Below are 14,711 nucleotides of genomic sequence, written 5' to 3' on the forward strand. Positions count from 1 at the left end.
CGCTCCCCCGCGACCCATACCGGCCGAAGCCCCCGCGCTCGTCAGGATGCGCGCCGCGAACCTCGCGGTTGCGATTGGCCCAGTTGCTTTTTCGTGGACGCCCCTTGATCCGACTTCCCAACCCGTGATGAATGCGGGGCATGGGAGAAGCAGGCTACTTTGGCCCGTTCGGCGGGCGGTTCGTTTCCGAAACACTGATCCCCGCGCTCATCGAGTTGGAGGGCGCCGTCGCGCAGATCGTGCGGGGAGAGTCGTTTCAGAACGAATGGCGGAGCTTGCTCGAAACCTATGTTGGCCGCCCCACCCCGCTCACCGAAGCGCGCCGCCTTCGCGAGCGCATCGATCCCGGGGGCCGCAACCTCGCGCGGCTTTTTTTAAAGCGCGAGGACCTCTGCCACACGGGCGCGCACAAGATCAACAATGCGCTCGGTCAGGTGCTCCTCGCCAAGCGAATGGGCAAGGCGCGAGTCATCGCCGAAACGGGCGCCGGGCAACACGGTGTGGCCACGGCCACCGCGTGCGCGCTGTTCGACGTGCCCTGTGATGTCTACATGGGCGCGGAGGACATCGCGCGGCAGGCCCCCAACGTAGGTCGCATGCGCCTGCTCGGCGCGCGGGTGATCCCGGTGGAGGACGGCTCGCGCACCCTCAAGGACGCGATGAACGAGGCGCTGCGCGACTGGGTCACCAACGTGCGCACCACGTACTATTGCATCGGCAGCGCCGCGGGGCCGCACCCGTACCCCGAGCTGGTCGCGCATCTTCAGAGCGTGATCGGCGACGAGGCGCGCGCGCAGATCCTGAAGGCCACCGGCGCGCTCCCCGACGCCGCGGTCGCGTGCGTGGGCGGCGGCTCCAACGCCATCGGCATGTTCCGAGGCTTCGTGAAGGACGAGAGCGTCGCGCTCTACGGCGTGGAGGCCGCGGGGCACGGGGTGGAGTCGGGGCAGCACGCGGCCACCTTGACGGCAGGGCGCGTGGGCGTGCTTCACGGATCGAAGAGCTACCTGCTCTGCGACGACGAGGGGCAGATCCAGATCGCGCACTCGATCAGCGCCGGGCTCGATTACCCCGGCGTGGGACCCGAGCACGCGTGGCTCAAAGACACGGGGCGCGCGCGCTACCGCCACGCCACCGACACAGAGGCGCTGGCCGCGACCAAGCTGGTGGCCCGGACCGAGGGCATCTTGCCGGCGCTCGAGACGGCGCACCCCATCTCCAAGCTGGGCGCCATCGCCGAGGAGCTCGCGCGCGAACGGGGGCGCGCCGTCACCTTGGTCCTCTGTTTCTCGGGGCGGGGCGACAAAGATCTCGAAACGTTGCTTCGATCGGAGGAGGCCGGCCATGGCGCAGTCTGAGATGCGGCTCGAGCGCACGTTCCAAGAGCGGAACCTCGCCGGGAAGAAGACCCTCGTGGCGTACCTCTGCGTGGGGGATCCCAGCGTGGAGGAGTCGGTCGATCTCGCGCTGGCCTGCGTGGCCGCCGGCGCCGATGTGCTGGAGCTGGGGGTTCCCTTCAGCGATCCCACGGCCGATGGTCCGGCCATCGCGCGCGCGAGCCAGCGGGCCATCGCGGCGGGCTCCGGTCTTGGAGCTACCCTGCGCGCGGCGAAGGCCATCCGGGCCAAGACCAACGCGCCGTTGGTGCTCTTCGGCTACTACAACCCGCTCTTCGTCCGCGGTGAGGAGCGCGCGGTGGACGACGCGGCCGATGCGGGCGTGGATGCGCTGCTCGTGGTCGACTTGCCGCTGGGTGAAGGCCGCGCGCTGCGCGAGCGCGCCAAGGAGAAGAACATCGCGGTGGTGCCGCTGCTCACGCCCACCAGCTCCGAGGAGCGCGTGGCGCAAGCCCGCGACGGGAGCAAGGTCTACCCGGCGGGCTTCATCTATTACGTGTCGGTGACCGGGGTGACCGGATCGGCCGCCGCGCCGCTCGATGACGCCAGCCGCGCCGCGGCCTCGTTGCGCGAGCGAATCGGGCTGCCCGCGGTGGTCGGTTTCGGCATCGATTCGGCCGAGAAAGCCAGGGCGGCAGCAGCTCACGCGGACGGTATCGTGGTGGGCACCGCGTTGGTGCGCCGCATCGAAGAAGGAGCGACGCCCGAGGCGCGCAAGACAGCCGTGGTCTCGCTCATCCGCACCTTGCGTGAAGCGTTGGACGGAGATCCGCTCGAGGCAGCCGACCTTTCGCGCCGCGGTGCTCAGGGTCGCACCTAGGATCACCTTCACGGAGGAATTTTTCGATGTGCGCAGCGCGGCCTGCGTAGGTCGGAGAGCGCTCGCCTCACCTACGCTCCACCCAAAGAAACCGGCGTTTTCGCCGCGCCATGCGGCTCGCGTCAAGGTGCGCAGGCCATGCGGGCGCGGCGTTGACGTTACAACAATCGTTCGGGGGGAGTCGCGAATCGATGTCGCCCCGACTAAGATTGACGAGAGTTCGATGATTCTTCTCTGCATCTCTGACATCCAGGGTCATGTCGACGCACTCGCCGCCGTGCTGGCGACGGCCGAACGTCGCGCTTTCCACAAGTTGCTCGTCGCGGGCGACATCGTCTTCCCGGGCCCCGCGCCGCTCGAAACGTGGCGCCGCCTCTCGAGCGCGGGGGCCACGTTGGTGCAGGGGGTCACCGACCGCGCCATCGCCACCCTCGATCCCAAAGACCTCCGCCCGTCCAACGATCACGAGCGGCGCATGATCGATCGCATGCGCGCCGCGCGCTCGGAGCTGGGCGATCTCATTCTGGAGCGCATCAAGCGCCTGCCCACCCACGTCCGCATCCCGCTGGAGGATGGGGGCGAGCTCCTTCTCGTCCACGGCTCGCCGGTGGATGCATCCGAGTCCCTCTCGCACGACATGAGCGACGAAGAAATCGACGCCTTGCTCGGCGACGATCCGGCCGACGTAGTGGTCTGCGGCATGAGCCACGTTCCCTTCGATCGAACCATCTCGGGCGTTCGTGTCATCAACGTTGGAAGCGTGGGGGAGGCTCCGCGCTCGGCTGGAGGCGCCTACGCGAACGCAACATGGATCGAATCGACGCCGTCGGGCCTCAACGTGGAATCGATCATCGTCCCGCTCGACCATGCCGCGGTCGAGCAACAGATGTCCGCCGTCCGCTAGCGGTCCGCCCCGGCGTCCACCTGGGCATCCACCGCCACCTGCGGCGGCCGGGGCGAACACCCGCCAGCGTTGAGTTACGTCAAAGAGTTGCTCGTGCGGGCCGCGGCGCGGCACGATCCGCATCGTGACAGCGAGACCCGGGCCTTCACTGGCCAAGACGCGCGGAGAGCGGCTTCTCCGGACGCGGCAGACTTCCTTTGTTCGAGCTTCCGACGCCCGCCTTCGTGATTTGCTGGCCTCCGCCGACGTGATCAGCGAGGGCGCGATCACCGTAGAGGAGAGCGGCAGCGTCTGGTATGGTTCCACGAGCTTCATCGTCGCTGTCCCCTTCGACACGGAGGAGGAGCGCCAGCTTTTCGCCGAGGTGGCCGCGCGGGACCCCCACGTGCGGGTGCGCGTGCTGCGGATCGCCAAGCGGGAAGCCTCGATTCGGGCGACCGCACCGCTCGGTCGTGCCTCGTGCGAGCTCCGAATGGCGGCGGATGAGCGGGGCCTGGTGATTGACGTGGACATCCAGGCACCGTTGATCGAAGAGCGTCGTCGAGGCAGGATGCGCGGCGACGCGGTCTCCTCGCGTTCCTCTCCCCGCTCGCCATGACCGATTCGACCAACGAGACCACCCGCGATCGCGAAAAGCGCAAGAAGCGAAAGCGCAGCGTCTTCGCCAATGTGATCCGCGTCGAGTTCGGCGCGGGGGGTGGTCGGATCCAGCCGGTGCTCTCCCCCATCCGCGCCGGCAGCGCGGCCAACGCCAACAACGCCCATCACGCGACCGGGTCGGGCGCGGCCAAGCGCGACCGCGAGCCCAGCGAGCAGTGGCGGCGAGCCGAGGCCGGCGCCTCCCCCGTCGAGCCGGTGACCGACGTGTTCTCGGCCAAGGAGGTGGCGCGCCTGCTCAACTTGAGCGAGGGAAAGCTGCGCAGCCTCGATCGCGCGCAGATCGTCTCCCCCACCGGCTCGCGCCGCGGCCGCCGGGCCTACACGTTCCAGGACCTGATCGCCTTGCGCGCCACGCTCCTTCTGTCGAAGGAGGTGAGCCCGCGCGAGATGGCCCGCGCCATCGACGCGCTGAAGCAGACGCTCCCCAAGGTGACGCGCCCGCTGCAAGAGCTGCGCATCGTGAGCGATGGCCGCAAGGTGGTGGTGCGCGCCCAGGAGGGCGCCTTCGAGCCCGTCACCGGGCAAATGGTGCTCGACTTCCAAGTCGGCGGCCTGCGCGACGACGTGGTGCGCGTCCTTCGCCCCGAGTCGGCCGCCACCCGCGCCCGCACCGCCTACGATCTCTATGTGAAGGCGAGCACCCTCGACGAAGAGCCGAGCACCTTCGACGAGGCGGAGTCGCTCTACCGCCGCGCCATCGAGCTCGATCCGGAGCTCTCCATCGCCTACACGAACCTGGGCAACATCCGCTTCCGCCGCGGCGACGATCACGGCGCCGAGGCGCTCTACCACCAAGCCTTGTCCATCGATCCTTCGCAGCCCGAGGCCCACTACAACCTGGGCTACGTGATGCTCGAACGAGGCCAGGCCGACAACGCCGTCGCCTCCTTCGAAAAGGCGCTCCTGCGCGACACGCGCTTCAGCGACGCGCACTTCAACCTGGCGATGGCCCTCGAGCAGCTGGGCGATCGCGCCCGCGCCCGCGTGCACTGGAAGCGTTACCTCGAGCTGGAGCCGCAGGGGACCTGGGCGGACATCGCGCGGCAGCACCTGTAGGCTGCGCGCGCCCGTCCGCAACGCGCCGGCCATCGCGCGCCAAGCACGGCGCGAAGGACACCTGCGTCCGGCACGAGCGCGTAGCGCCTCCGTCGGGAAAGCGCCGAGCGCCTCCGTCGGGAAAGCGCGAAGCGCAGCGGACGGCTATCGCGTCGAAAGCGCGTCGCGAAGGGCGTCCGCCACTTCCTGCTGCGTTTCGGGGCGGATGTTGGGGCACAAGGGCAACGCGAGCACGTCGCGCGAGCGCTTCTCCGCCTCGGGGATGGCGCCGCGATGGTGCGCCGCCGATTGGAACACCGGCTCGTCGGGGATGGGTCGGTCGTAGTACGCGCGCGCATCGATGCCCTGCGCACGGAGCGCGGCGAGCACGCGGTCGCGATCGCGGACGCGCACCGCGAACGGGTTGTGGGTCCCGTCCTCCAGCGCGTCGATGCGCGAAACACCGTCCACGCCGTGCAAGAGCTCCCCGTAGCGGCGAGCCGCCTCTTTGCGCGCCGCGATCCAGGCGTCCAGGTGCCGGAGCTTCACCTGCAGCACGGCGGCGTGGAGCGCATCCAGGCGGCTATTTTCGCCGATTTCAACGACGCGCCCGCGCTCGAAGCCATGTTGCCGCAGGCGGCGAACGCGCGCGGCCACCGCGTCGTCCGACGTGACGAGCGCGCCGCCATCGCCCCACGCCCCCAAGGTCTTGCTCGGAAAGAAGCTGAACGCCCCTGCGATTCCCCGCGCCCCCGCCGCCACCCCCTCGCGCACCGTGCCGAGGGCCTGCGCCGCGTCCTCCACGAGAACCAAATCGTGCGCCGCGGCGATCTCCGCCAGGGCGCGCGCATCGGCGCACGCGCCAAAGAGGTGGACCACCAGGATCGCGCGCAGCCGCTCGGGACCGCGCCACCGACGGATGCACTCGGCGACGCGCTCGGGCGAGAGGTGCACACCGTCCACGTCGACATCGACGAAGACTGGCGTCGCCCCGACCCGTACGATGGCCTCGGTGCTGGCCACGAACGTAAAGGGCGTGGTGATCACGGCGTCGCCGGGCCCCACCCCCAGCGCCACCAGCGCGAGCCGCAGCGCATCGGTGCACGATGCAACCCCCACGGCATGGCGCGCGCCCACGCGCTCGGCGAGCCGGCGCTCGAGCTCCGCAACCCGGTCGCCCAAGATGAAGATTTGGTCCGCCACCACCTGGCGAACCGCGTCCATGATTTCGTCTTCGATGGCCGCGTGCTGGGCGCGCAGATCGATGAGGGGGATGCGCATCACGGGATCACGCGCTCGCGCTCACAAAAGCCGCACGTGCTCGAGGCTCGGCAGCGCGCTGCGCACCTTGTCCTGGTAGGCCAAGTCGAGCCGCGCCACCGCGAACCCCTCGCCTTCACCGGCTTGCGCGAGCACGTCGCCCCAAGGGTCGACGATCAAGCTCTTGCCGTACGTTTGCCGGCCTTGCGGGTGCTTGCCGGTCTGCGCGGGCGCGAGCACGAACACCTGGTCTTCGATGGCGCGCGCGCGCAGCAGGACGTGCCAGTGATCCTTGCCGGTGGGCACCGTGAAGGCCGCGGGCACCGTGATGATGCGCGCGCCGCGGCGGACGAGGGTGCGGTAAAGCTCGGGGAAGCGAACGTCGTAGCAGATGGTCATCCCCAGCACGGTGGAGCCGATCGACGCGGTCACCCGCTCGTCGCCCGGCAAGGTGGCGGCGCTCTCGTAGAGGCTCGTGCCGTCGGGGAGGCTCACGTCGAAGAGGTGGATCTTGCGGTACGCCGCCACGATGGCGCCATCGGGCCCTGCGAGCAGCGATGTGTTGTAGGGGCGCTTGGGATCGGGGCTCTTTTCGGGGAAGCCCCCCGCCACCAGATGAATGCCGAAGCGCTTGGCCGTGTCGCGCACGAAGCGCACGATGGGTCCCGCGCCGGGTTTGCCGCCTTCTTCCACCGGCTCGGCGATGGCGCGCTTTTGCTCCTGATCCCCCATGTGGGCGAAGTTTTCGGGCAGCGCGACCAGCTTGGCACCGGCCGCGACGGCCCCCTCGATGAGCTTCTCCGCCCGCTCGAGGTTGCTCGGCACGTCCGCCTGACTGGAGAGCTGCACCACCGCAGCAACGAGGGATGTACTCATGGGTGAGAGAAACGTAAACGTACCCCTGCAGGAGTCAAACTCGTATCGCGTGCACGGTGCATGTACGCTGTGGGCGTGCAGTTTTCTCCTCTTTTCCAAACAGGTCCCCGCGTCCGTCCTCTCGCCGCGCCGTCGCCGTTCGCCGCCCTCGCCGCCGCGCTCTTCGTGAGCGCGGGCGCGAGCGGGATCGCGGGCTGCGCGAGCACGGGCAAAGCACCGAGCACCCCCGTCACCACATCCGGCGAGGCATCCCCGGGCGGAACGTCGTGCAAGGCGGTCGCCTCCCGCCTCGATTCGGTGGGCGTGCACGTGGAGCGAGCCTCGCGCGCCACCTACGTGTTCGACATGCGCATCACCAACCCGGCGAGCTCGCCCCGCTGGCTGGTCTTGCCCGAGCTCTTTCCGCGCGAGGGCAAAGAGGAGCCCGCCCCCGGGCGCGGCGGCATCGATCGCATGCGGGTCGACCGGCTCCCGGGCCGGGGCCGCGTGGTGATCGTTCATGCCGTGGGCCCCGGCGGCTTTCAGGCGCTCCTGCTTCCGGCCGGCGGCAAGGTGACGCTCAATGAGCTCTCCATCGGCGCGACCGAGTGGAACGGCGCCCGCGCCACCGCGAAAATCGAGGTGATCCTGGCGCGCGACATCGCCATCGACGACCTACCCCTCGCGTCCTGGGTACAAGGCTCCCTCCTCGCCGATCCCGACGGCGACGTGAGCCTACGCGGGGATCCCATCGGGCGCCTGGAGCTCACCAAGCCGCTGGCCCCTTCCCTCACCAGCGCCACCTTCGGGCTGCAATCCTCCTGCACCTCCGACACGGGCTGCCACACCGTCTCCATCGAGGAGGACTGCCGCATCACCGCGCAAGCAGTCCTCAAGCACGAGGAGCCGTAGCTTCGAAAAAGCTCAGACGCAGTCGTTCGAGAGCATCGCCTGGCGCTCGCTGGCCGGCCAGCTGCGCGTCTTGCCCGGCATCCTCGCGCGCAGGTGCCAGCGAACGCCGGAGACGCTGCCGAGGGTCACCGCGCCCGCGAGCTTGCCGAAGGTCCGCTGCGAGGCCCAGGGTCGGATCTGAATCTTCACCCGAGCCGCCGCGCGCACCTCGTCTTTTGCCCCATCCTCGGATCCCGCCGGCGCGGCGCCGCTCCCGAGCATGTAAACGGCGTGGCCGGTCGAGTAGAACGCCGCCACGTCCACATAGGTGACGGAGGCCAGAACGCCGCCCGCCATCACGGTTGCCGCCAACCAAGCAAGAAAGAGCCAAGAAACGAGGCGTCCACCCTTGTGCCGATTCGGATAGCTGGCCATGGAGTGCACTCTACGCGCCCTCTCCCACGGGCGCGCCGTCACTGCAGCCAGCGGCCAGCCCCGTGCAGGGACCGGCATGACGCCACGGCGGTAGGTGGAACATCGCGTCCAAAACCGGCGTTTTGCACCCCCGCGGCGTGTTGGATCCGGCGCCCCGCGAGCCCGCAGCGCCGATGGATCCCGCGCCCCGCGCGGCGGTTTACCGCGGCCGCCCGATGCGCCGTTCGAGCTCCGCGCGCTTGCGGCGGCTCACGGGGATCTGAATGCCCGTGTGGAGCACCACCATCGCCTCCCCGCCCGCCGTGCCGTGCACCTCGCGAATGCGCCGCACGTTCACGATGGCCGAGCGATGGATGCGCACGAACTCCAACGGGTTGAGGCGACCTTCGAGCGCGCGCAGGCTCTCGCGCATCACGTGCGTCTCGGCGCCCACGTGGATGCTGCAGCAATAGTCGTCGGCCTCGATCCAATCGATGTCGCGCACCTCGATGATCGAGGAGCGATTGCCGAGCCGGATCGCCAGGCGCTCGGCGAACCCCGTCTGCGACTCCACCGGCGACGCGGGGGCCGCGGGCGCGGCGGGGGTGACGCTGGGCAGCCCCGCCACCAGCGCCGCCTTCGGCACCGTGTCCAGATCCTGCAGCAGGTGCGCGAGCCTTTGCCCGAGCGCGGCCAGCTCCCCTTGCCGGATCCGCTGGCGGGCGCGCGCGAGGGCGTCGTCGAACCGCTCCTGGCTGCACGGCTTGAGCACGTAGTCGACGGCGTGGATCTCGAACGCCTTCAGCGCAAACTGATCGAACGCCGTCAGAAAGAGCACCGGGGGCATGAGCGCCGCGCCCACCTGGCGCACCACCTCGAAGCCATCGTACTCGGGCATCTGCACGTCGAGCACCACCAACCCCGGTGGATCGCGCCGGATGGCGTCGATGGCCTCGGCGCCGTTGCGGCACTCGCCGCAGATTTCGACGTCGGCGTGCGGGGCGAGCAGGTGCCGCAGCCCCGCGCGGGCCGGCGGCTCGTCGTCCACGATGAGGACGCGCAGCTCACCCGCCATGGATACCGCTTGCGGCGAGCTCGGTGCGGAACGGCAGCGAGATGCGCGCCAGGGCGCCGCCGCCGTCGATGCGCTCGAGCCGGAACTCCGCAGCGCCCCCGTACTGTTGCTCGAGCCTCTCGCGGATGTTGCGCAGCCCCAGGCCCGAGCAAGCCTTCAAGACGAAGCCCTCCGGCGGTCCCGGCCCATCGTCGCGCACCGTGAGGTGCAAGCGATCGCCCTCGCGGTCGGCGTGGATGCCCAGCGCGCCGGCCGATGCCCGGCACGCGATGCCATGGCGAACCGCGTTCTCGACCACCGGCTGCAAGAGCAGCAGCGGCACGCGCGCCTCGAGCACCGAGGGCTCGATGGTCCACGACACGCGCAAGCGATCGGCGAAGCGCAGCTCCTGAATCTCCAGGTAGCGCTTCAACATCGCCACCTCTTCACGGAGGGTGACGTCGGCCGAGTCGACTTGGCGGAGCACGTCGCGCAGGATCTCGCTGAGCAGGAGCAAGGTGCGCTCGGCCGTCTTCACGTCGCCCTGCCGCACGAACGCCACCGCCGTGTTGAGGGCGTTGAAGAGGAAGTGCGGCTGCAGCTGCGACTTGAGCGCCGAGAGCTGCGCCCGCACCAGCTCCGTGGTGAGCGCGGCCTCCCGGCGCTCGCTCTCGCGATGCCGCCGGTGCGCCGCGATGGTGGCGCTCGCGAAGACCACGATGCCGTAGTCGAACAGGAACTCCAGGATCCAGCCGACCAACATGCGGAGCACGCGCTGGCTGTACGAGTACTCGCCCATCGCCAGGCCCGTCCTCATGTCGACGAAGGCGTAGACTAGCGAGAACCCCAGGGACGCGACGAAGAAGAGCCCCAGGTGGGCCAGCACCATCTTGGGGCGCGGCGGCCACGTGGTGCGCTCCGTGAGGCGCATGATGAGCGGCGTCGCCAGCGCCCACACGTACCAGATGGGGATGCGGCCCATCAGGCACGTGGCGAGCGAGACGGGGAAGCCCTTGAAGGTGTTGCAGTAGTAGTAGGTCTCGACCGCCGAGACGAGCCCGGCCGCTGTCCACGCGGCGAAAACGATCCACCAAGTGCGCGTCCGCGATTGCATATCGTCTAGGCTCCCATCCTGCTACACCCCGGCGCGGGCGGCTACACTGCTGCGCGGGCGCCTTGCTTTTTGGCCTCCGCTCTCTTCTTGTAGAGCGCGTCCAAAAGCGGCCCGTACTTCTCGAGGACGCTGCGGCGTTTGAGTTTGAGGCTCGGGGTGAGCATGCCGTTCTCGGTGGTGAAGTCGCTGTCGATGACGGCAAAGTCCTGCACCGCCTCGAAACCCTTGAACTTTTCGGAGTATTTCTCGATCTCCTTCGAGAGCAGCTCCCGAACCTTCGCGTCCTCGAGCAGCGCCTGGCCGCCACCTCCAGGAAGCGCGTGCCCCTCCTTCTCCGCCCACGCCTTGACCGCGTCGAGGTTGGCCACCACCAGCGCGACATTGTGCGGGCGGTTGTCGCCGTACACCATCACATTGGTCACATAGGGGGAGAGCTTGATCTCCTCCTCCAGCGGGGTGGGCACCACGTACTTGCCGTTCTCGAGCTTGTACTGCTCCTTGATCCGGCCGGTGATGAAGACGAACCCATCGGGATCGATGTAGCCCATGTCGCCGGTGCGGAAGCCACCGTCGGAGGTGAAGACCGCGGCGTTCTCCTCGGGGCGATTGTGGTAGCCCTGCATGACGTTGGGGCCGTAAACCACGAGCTCCCCTTCATCGCGCCCGCCCTCGGTCTTCTTGCCCCCGGTCGACGACGTATCGATCACGATGCGGCAATCCGGGATCACCTTGCCCACGGAGCCGATGCGGCGTCCGCGGGTGGGGCTGTTGCCGGTGGCGATGGGGCTCGTCTCGGTGAGGCCGTAGCCCTCGTACACCATGACCCCGATGCCATCGATGAACTCCGCCACCTCGCGCGAGATGGCCGCGCCGCCCGAGAACGCATATTTCAGCCGTCCGCCGAAGCGCGCGCGCACCTTGGAGAACACCAGCTTGTTGGCCAGGCCGAGCACCAGGCCCTCGCCCAACGTGAGCTTCTGCCCGTCGCGCTGCTTGGCGGCCGCGCGGAGCGCTGCCTTCACCATCGCCTGCACGACGCCGGGCTTCTCGGAGATTTGCTTTTGCACCGCCATGTAGAGGCGGTTGAAGATGCGCGGAACGCTGAAGAGCAAGGTGGGGCGCACCTCCGACAGGTTCTCGAGGATCTTGGGGACCGACTCCGCCAGGCCCATCGAACCACCTTGCGAGAACAAGGCGTGGAGCTCCACGGTCTGCCCGAACGAGTGCGCCCACGGCAAGAACGAGAGCGAACGATCCTCGGGGAACATCGGAAAGCACACGTTCATCGCGGTCACGTTGGAGGCGATGTTGTTGTGGCTCAAGATCACGCCCTTGGGCACGCCGGTGGTTCCGCTGGTGTAGATGATACAGGCGGTGTCCTTCTTCTCGGCCCGCGTGATGGGCGCGGGGCTCTTCTCCCCCGCCCGAACCAGCGCGTCGTAGGCGTGAATGGTGTGCCCGTCGCTCGCGCCGTCCAGCACGATGATGTGCTCGAGCGAGGGAATGAGCTCCAAGAACTTCTTCGTGCGATCCAAAATGTCTCTCTTGGAGACGACCAGCGCCTTGGCCGCGCAATCTTTGATGATGAACTCCCAGTCCTTCTCGAGCTGGGCTTCGTACATGGGAACGAGCGCCACACCCAGACCGAACGCCGCATACGCGGTCACGGCCCACTCGACGCGGTTGTCGGCAATGATGGCTATCGCATCGCCGCGTTTGAGACCGAGGCCTGCGAGGCCGCCCCGGAGACCTTCGACCTGGCGCCCGAACTCACGGTACGTGGTCCAGTGCCAAGCCCCGTCTTTCTTGGTTCCGAAGAGTTCGCGATCCGCGAACTTTCCGATGCTGCGTTGGTAGATGTCGACCAAAGTGTCAAAATGTTGCGGCTCTCCCATATCCATTCGAAGAGTATGCTAAACGCAGTGGCTTTCAAATGATGGCTCGTCGCTATTGCCTCAAGACGTTCGGCTGCCAGATGAACGTCCACGACTCGGAGCGAATGGAGGAGGCCCTTCAGGCATTCGGCTGGAAGCCCGGCGCGGTCGAAGAGGCGGACCTGGTCATTTTCAACACTTGCAGCGTTCGGGACAAGGCCGAACAGAAGGTCCGCAGCGAGGTAGGCAAACTTTTGCCCCTCAAGCTCGAGAGGCCCCATGTGGTCCTTTGCGTGGCCGGCTGCGTCGCCCAGCAAGAGGGCGAGCGGCTGCTTTCGCGCATCCGGCACCTCGATTTGGTCATCGGGCCGGACAATTTGCACGAGCTCCCGGCGCTGGTCGAAGGGCAAATGGCCGGCTCGCCCCCCCTGGCGCGCACCGTCTTCGACGTGGATTCGCCGCAATTTTTGGAGGCCCGGCCCCAGGTACGGGGTGCTGCCGCGCCGGTGAGCGCCTTCGTGACCACCATGAAAGGGTGCGACGAGCGCTGCTCCTTCTGCATCGTGCCCTATACGCGCGGCCCCGAGCGCTATCGCCCGGCGCGGGAGATCGTCGAGGAGATCGGGCGCTTGGTCGAGTCGGGCACGCGGGAGGTGGTGCTTCTCGGTCAGACCGTCGACAGCTTCCGCGATGCCGAGCTGCCGCCGCCCGAGAGCGACGATCCCGACGAGTCGCAATTTCCCGCGCTTCTGCGCAAAATTGCCGCGGAGGTCCCGCGCTTGGCGCGCCTGCGCTACACCAGCCCCCACCCGCGGCACGCCACGCCATCCTTGGCGCGGGCGCACGCCGAGCTCGATGTGCTCGCCCACCACGTGCACCTGCCGGTGCAGTCGGGAAGCGATCGCATGTTGAAGCGCATGATCCGGCGCTACAAGCGTGCAGAATACATCGAACGCGCGGAACGCCTCCGGCGCGCGCGGCCCGACATGACCCTCTCGACGGACATCATCGTGGGCTTCCCGGGCGAGACGGACGAAGACTTCGAGGCCACGCTCGAGTTGGTGCGCGAGGCGGGCTTCGTTCAGGCGTTTGCCTTCAAGTTTTCACCGCGGCCGCACACCCCCGCGTTGAAGCTGGCCGACGACGTCCCGGAAGGCGTGAAAAAGGAGCGTCTGGCGCGGCTCTTCGAGGTGGTGGAAGCTCAGGGGCGCGCGCACTTGGAGCGCCTCGCCGGGACGCGTGCGCATGTCCTGGTGGAGGGCGAGAGCAAGACGCAGGCGGCGGATGCGGCGCATGGCGCGCATGGCGGTCACGCGGCGCACGGCGCGCTCGCGGGGTCGATAGGGCGCGCGGCGGGGACGGTGATGCTCCAAGGGCGTACCGAGCGCAACGAGATCGTGCACCTCGAAGGCGGATCGCCGGCGTGGATCGGGCAGATGGTCCCCGTCGACATTCTGCGCGCGAACAAACATTCGCTCTTGGGACGCCCGACGGAGAGCGCGCTTTCCGAGCTTTCCGCGCTGAGTGCGTTGCCGCGTCCGGCTCCTTTGGCCCCCGCGACGCCTTCGCCGACGGTCTTCGCGGCCGGGCGGGCGGTGCGATCGCTCCCGCTGCTGCTCGAAAAATAATCGCGCCCACCCGCATCGTCCCTCCTTACGATGCGGGTGAGCGCGCGAGAAAAATCCTCGCAGGGCTCCCGGACTCGGACCGGCGGTCCTCCTCCGGCGCGGCGCTTTTCTTTCGGCGCCATCACCTTGCTACTTCGTACGATGCGACATCGTGCGCGAGTGATTCGGTCGTACAAAACTGAAGCAGGACGAAATCGATGCCCCTTTACGAATACGACGGCGAGCGCCCCATCCTCGGGCCAGGCGTTTACGTGGCCCCTCAAGCAACGGTCATCGGCAAGGTGCATCTCGCCGAAGCGGCGAGCGTCTGGTTTGGCGCGGTGCTGCGCGGTGACGTGGGCGTCATCCGCATCGGGGCCCGCACCAACGTGCAGGACAACGCCGTCATCCACGTCACGGGTGGGCTCACCGACACGACCGTAGGCGAAGACGTGACCATCGGTCATCTGGCCTTGCTGCACGGCTGCACCATCGGCGATCGGTGCCTGGTCGGGATGGGCAGCATCGTGCTCGACAACGCCACCATCGGCGATGAGTGCTTCATCGGCGCGGGCACCTTGATCACGCCGGCCACCGTGATCCCTCCGCGCTCGTTCGTGCTGGGCCGCCCCGGTAAGGTGATCCGCGCCGTGACGGAGACGGATCTCGCGTGGATCGTGGAGTCTGGGAAGCACTATGCGGAGTACGCAAAGCGCTTTACGACGTCGTTGAAGTTGATTGAGGGCACGTAGCTTTTTCGCGCGCCGCGGTCACTCCGCACCATGCGCGCCGCGGTCACTCCGCACCATGCGCGCCGCGGTCACTC

General features: G+C 68.2%; 14 protein-coding genes. 8 read left to right on the forward strand and 6 right to left on the reverse strand.

What is annotated here, in order from left to right:
- Positions 1–140 precede the first annotated feature (140 nt).
- From trpB to LZC94_23910, 5 genes are all read left to right on the forward strand, one after another.
- Positions 141–1,358 (forward strand): tryptophan synthase subunit beta, encoded by a 1,218-nt coding sequence (gene trpB, locus LZC94_23890; protein ID WXB10917.1) that lies wholly within the window; start codon positions 141–143, stop codon positions 1,356–1,358.
- Positions 1,345–2,217 carry a tryptophan synthase subunit alpha gene (gene trpA / locus LZC94_23895; protein ID WXB10918.1) on the forward strand — a complete coding sequence of 291 codons (873 nt, stop codon included), beginning with the start codon at positions 1,345–1,347 and terminating at the stop codon, positions 2,215–2,217. Before trpB ends, trpA begins: the two co-directional genes overlap by 14 nt.
- 223 nt (positions 2,218–2,440) lie before the next feature.
- Complete coding sequence (locus LZC94_23900; protein ID WXB10919.1) at positions 2,441–3,121, forward strand: metallophosphatase family protein; 681 nt, start codon at positions 2,441–2,443, stop codon at positions 3,119–3,121.
- Between the two features lie 229 nt (positions 3,122–3,350).
- The gene (locus LZC94_23905; protein WXB10920.1) at positions 3,351–3,719 is read left to right on the forward strand and encodes a hypothetical protein; all 369 of its coding nucleotides are present in this window, start codon (positions 3,351–3,353) and stop codon (positions 3,717–3,719) included.
- Positions 3,716–4,837, forward strand: a complete 1,122-nt coding sequence (locus LZC94_23910; GenBank protein WXB10921.1) for a tetratricopeptide repeat protein — start codon at positions 3,716–3,718, stop codon at positions 4,835–4,837. Before LZC94_23905 ends, LZC94_23910 begins: the two co-directional genes overlap by 4 nt.
- Positions 4,838–4,981: 144 nt before the next feature.
- Here the strand turns inward: LZC94_23910 and LZC94_23915 are convergent, their stop codons facing one another.
- Complete coding sequence (locus LZC94_23915; protein ID WXB20234.1) at positions 4,982–6,097, reverse strand: DegT/DnrJ/EryC1/StrS family aminotransferase; 1,116 nt, start codon at positions 6,095–6,097, stop codon at positions 4,982–4,984.
- A gap of 21 nt (positions 6,098–6,118) precedes the next feature.
- Positions 6,119–6,952, reverse strand: coding sequence for a carbon-nitrogen hydrolase family protein (locus LZC94_23920; GenBank protein WXB10922.1), 834 nt, complete (start codon positions 6,950–6,952; stop codon positions 6,119–6,121).
- Positions 6,953–7,027: 75 nt separating this feature from the next.
- On the opposite strand from LZC94_23920, the gene LZC94_23925 reads away from it, so the two are divergent.
- Positions 7,028–7,843, forward strand: a complete 816-nt coding sequence (locus LZC94_23925; protein ID WXB10923.1) for a hypothetical protein — start codon at positions 7,028–7,030, stop codon at positions 7,841–7,843.
- 12 nt (positions 7,844–7,855) lie between these two features.
- Here the strand turns inward: LZC94_23925 and LZC94_23930 are convergent, their stop codons facing one another.
- From LZC94_23930 to LZC94_23945, 4 genes are all read right to left on the reverse strand, one after another.
- Positions 7,856–8,257: a hypothetical protein gene (locus LZC94_23930; protein ID WXB10924.1), complete on the reverse strand. Its 402-nt coding sequence runs from the start codon at positions 8,255–8,257 to the stop codon at positions 7,856–7,858.
- Positions 8,258–8,456: 199 nt separating this feature from the next.
- The gene (locus tag LZC94_23935; GenBank protein WXB10925.1) at positions 8,457–9,311 is read right to left on the reverse strand and encodes a response regulator; all 855 of its coding nucleotides are present in this window, start codon (positions 9,309–9,311) and stop codon (positions 8,457–8,459) included.
- Positions 9,301–10,404, reverse strand: coding sequence for a histidine kinase (locus LZC94_23940; GenBank protein WXB10926.1), 1,104 nt, complete (start codon positions 10,402–10,404; stop codon positions 9,301–9,303). The genes LZC94_23935 and LZC94_23940 overlap by 11 nt, the downstream gene beginning before the upstream one ends.
- 41 nt (positions 10,405–10,445) lie before the next feature.
- Complete coding sequence (locus tag LZC94_23945; GenBank protein ID WXB10927.1) at positions 10,446–12,305, reverse strand: long-chain fatty acid--CoA ligase; 1,860 nt, start codon at positions 12,303–12,305, stop codon at positions 10,446–10,448.
- A gap of 32 nt (positions 12,306–12,337) precedes the next feature.
- Here LZC94_23945 and miaB point away from each other — a divergent pair, with 32 nt between their 5' ends.
- Both miaB and LZC94_23955 read left to right on the forward strand, forming a co-directional pair.
- The gene (gene miaB, locus LZC94_23950) at positions 12,338–13,906 is read left to right on the forward strand and encodes a tRNA (N6-isopentenyl adenosine(37)-C2)-methylthiotransferase MiaB (GenBank protein ID WXB10928.1); all 1,569 of its coding nucleotides are present in this window, start codon (positions 12,338–12,340) and stop codon (positions 13,904–13,906) included.
- Between the two features lie 197 nt (positions 13,907–14,103).
- Positions 14,104–14,637: a gamma carbonic anhydrase family protein gene (locus LZC94_23955; GenBank protein WXB10929.1), complete on the forward strand. Its 534-nt coding sequence runs from the start codon at positions 14,104–14,106 to the stop codon at positions 14,635–14,637.
- Positions 14,638–14,711: the final 74 nt, after the last annotated feature.

Source organism: Sorangiineae bacterium MSr11954 (assembly GCA_037157815.1).
GTDB lineage: Bacteria > Myxococcota_A > Polyangia > Polyangiales > Polyangiaceae > Pendulispora > Pendulispora albinea.

What these genes read in the sequence shown, in the direction of transcription:
- trpB (WXB10917.1), top strand. Translation starts at nt 141, where the DNA reads ATGGGAGAAGCAGGCTACTTTGGCCCGTTCGGCGGGCGGTTCGTTTCC.
- trpA (WXB10918.1), top strand. Translation starts at nt 1,345, where the DNA reads ATGGCGCAGTCTGAGATGCGGCTCGAGCGCACGTTCCAAGAGCGGAAC.
- LZC94_23900 (WXB10919.1), top strand. Translation starts at nt 2,441, where the DNA reads ATGATTCTTCTCTGCATCTCTGACATCCAGGGTCATGTCGACGCACTC.
- LZC94_23910 (WXB10921.1), top strand. Translation starts at nt 3,716, where the DNA reads ATGACCGATTCGACCAACGAGACCACCCGCGATCGCGAAAAGCGCAAG.
- LZC94_23915 (WXB20234.1), bottom strand. Translation starts at nt 6,097, where the DNA reads ATGCGCATCCCCCTCATCGATCTGCGCGCCCAGCACGCGGCCATCGAA.
- LZC94_23920 (WXB10922.1), bottom strand. Translation starts at nt 6,952, where the DNA reads ATGAGTACATCCCTCGTTGCTGCGGTGGTGCAGCTCTCCAGTCAGGCG.
- LZC94_23930 (WXB10924.1), bottom strand. Translation starts at nt 8,257, where the DNA reads ATGGCCAGCTATCCGAATCGGCACAAGGGTGGACGCCTCGTTTCTTGG.
- LZC94_23935 (WXB10925.1), bottom strand. Translation starts at nt 9,311, where the DNA reads ATGGCGGGTGAGCTGCGCGTCCTCATCGTGGACGACGAGCCGCCGGCC.
- LZC94_23940 (WXB10926.1), bottom strand. Translation starts at nt 10,404, where the DNA reads ATGCAATCGCGGACGCGCACTTGGTGGATCGTTTTCGCCGCGTGGACA.
- LZC94_23945 (WXB10927.1), bottom strand. Translation starts at nt 12,305, where the DNA reads ATGGATATGGGAGAGCCGCAACATTTTGACACTTTGGTCGACATCTAC.
- miaB (WXB10928.1), top strand. Translation starts at nt 12,338, where the DNA reads ATGATGGCTCGTCGCTATTGCCTCAAGACGTTCGGCTGCCAGATGAAC.
- LZC94_23955 (WXB10929.1), top strand. Translation starts at nt 14,104, where the DNA reads ATGCCCCTTTACGAATACGACGGCGAGCGCCCCATCCTCGGGCCAGGC.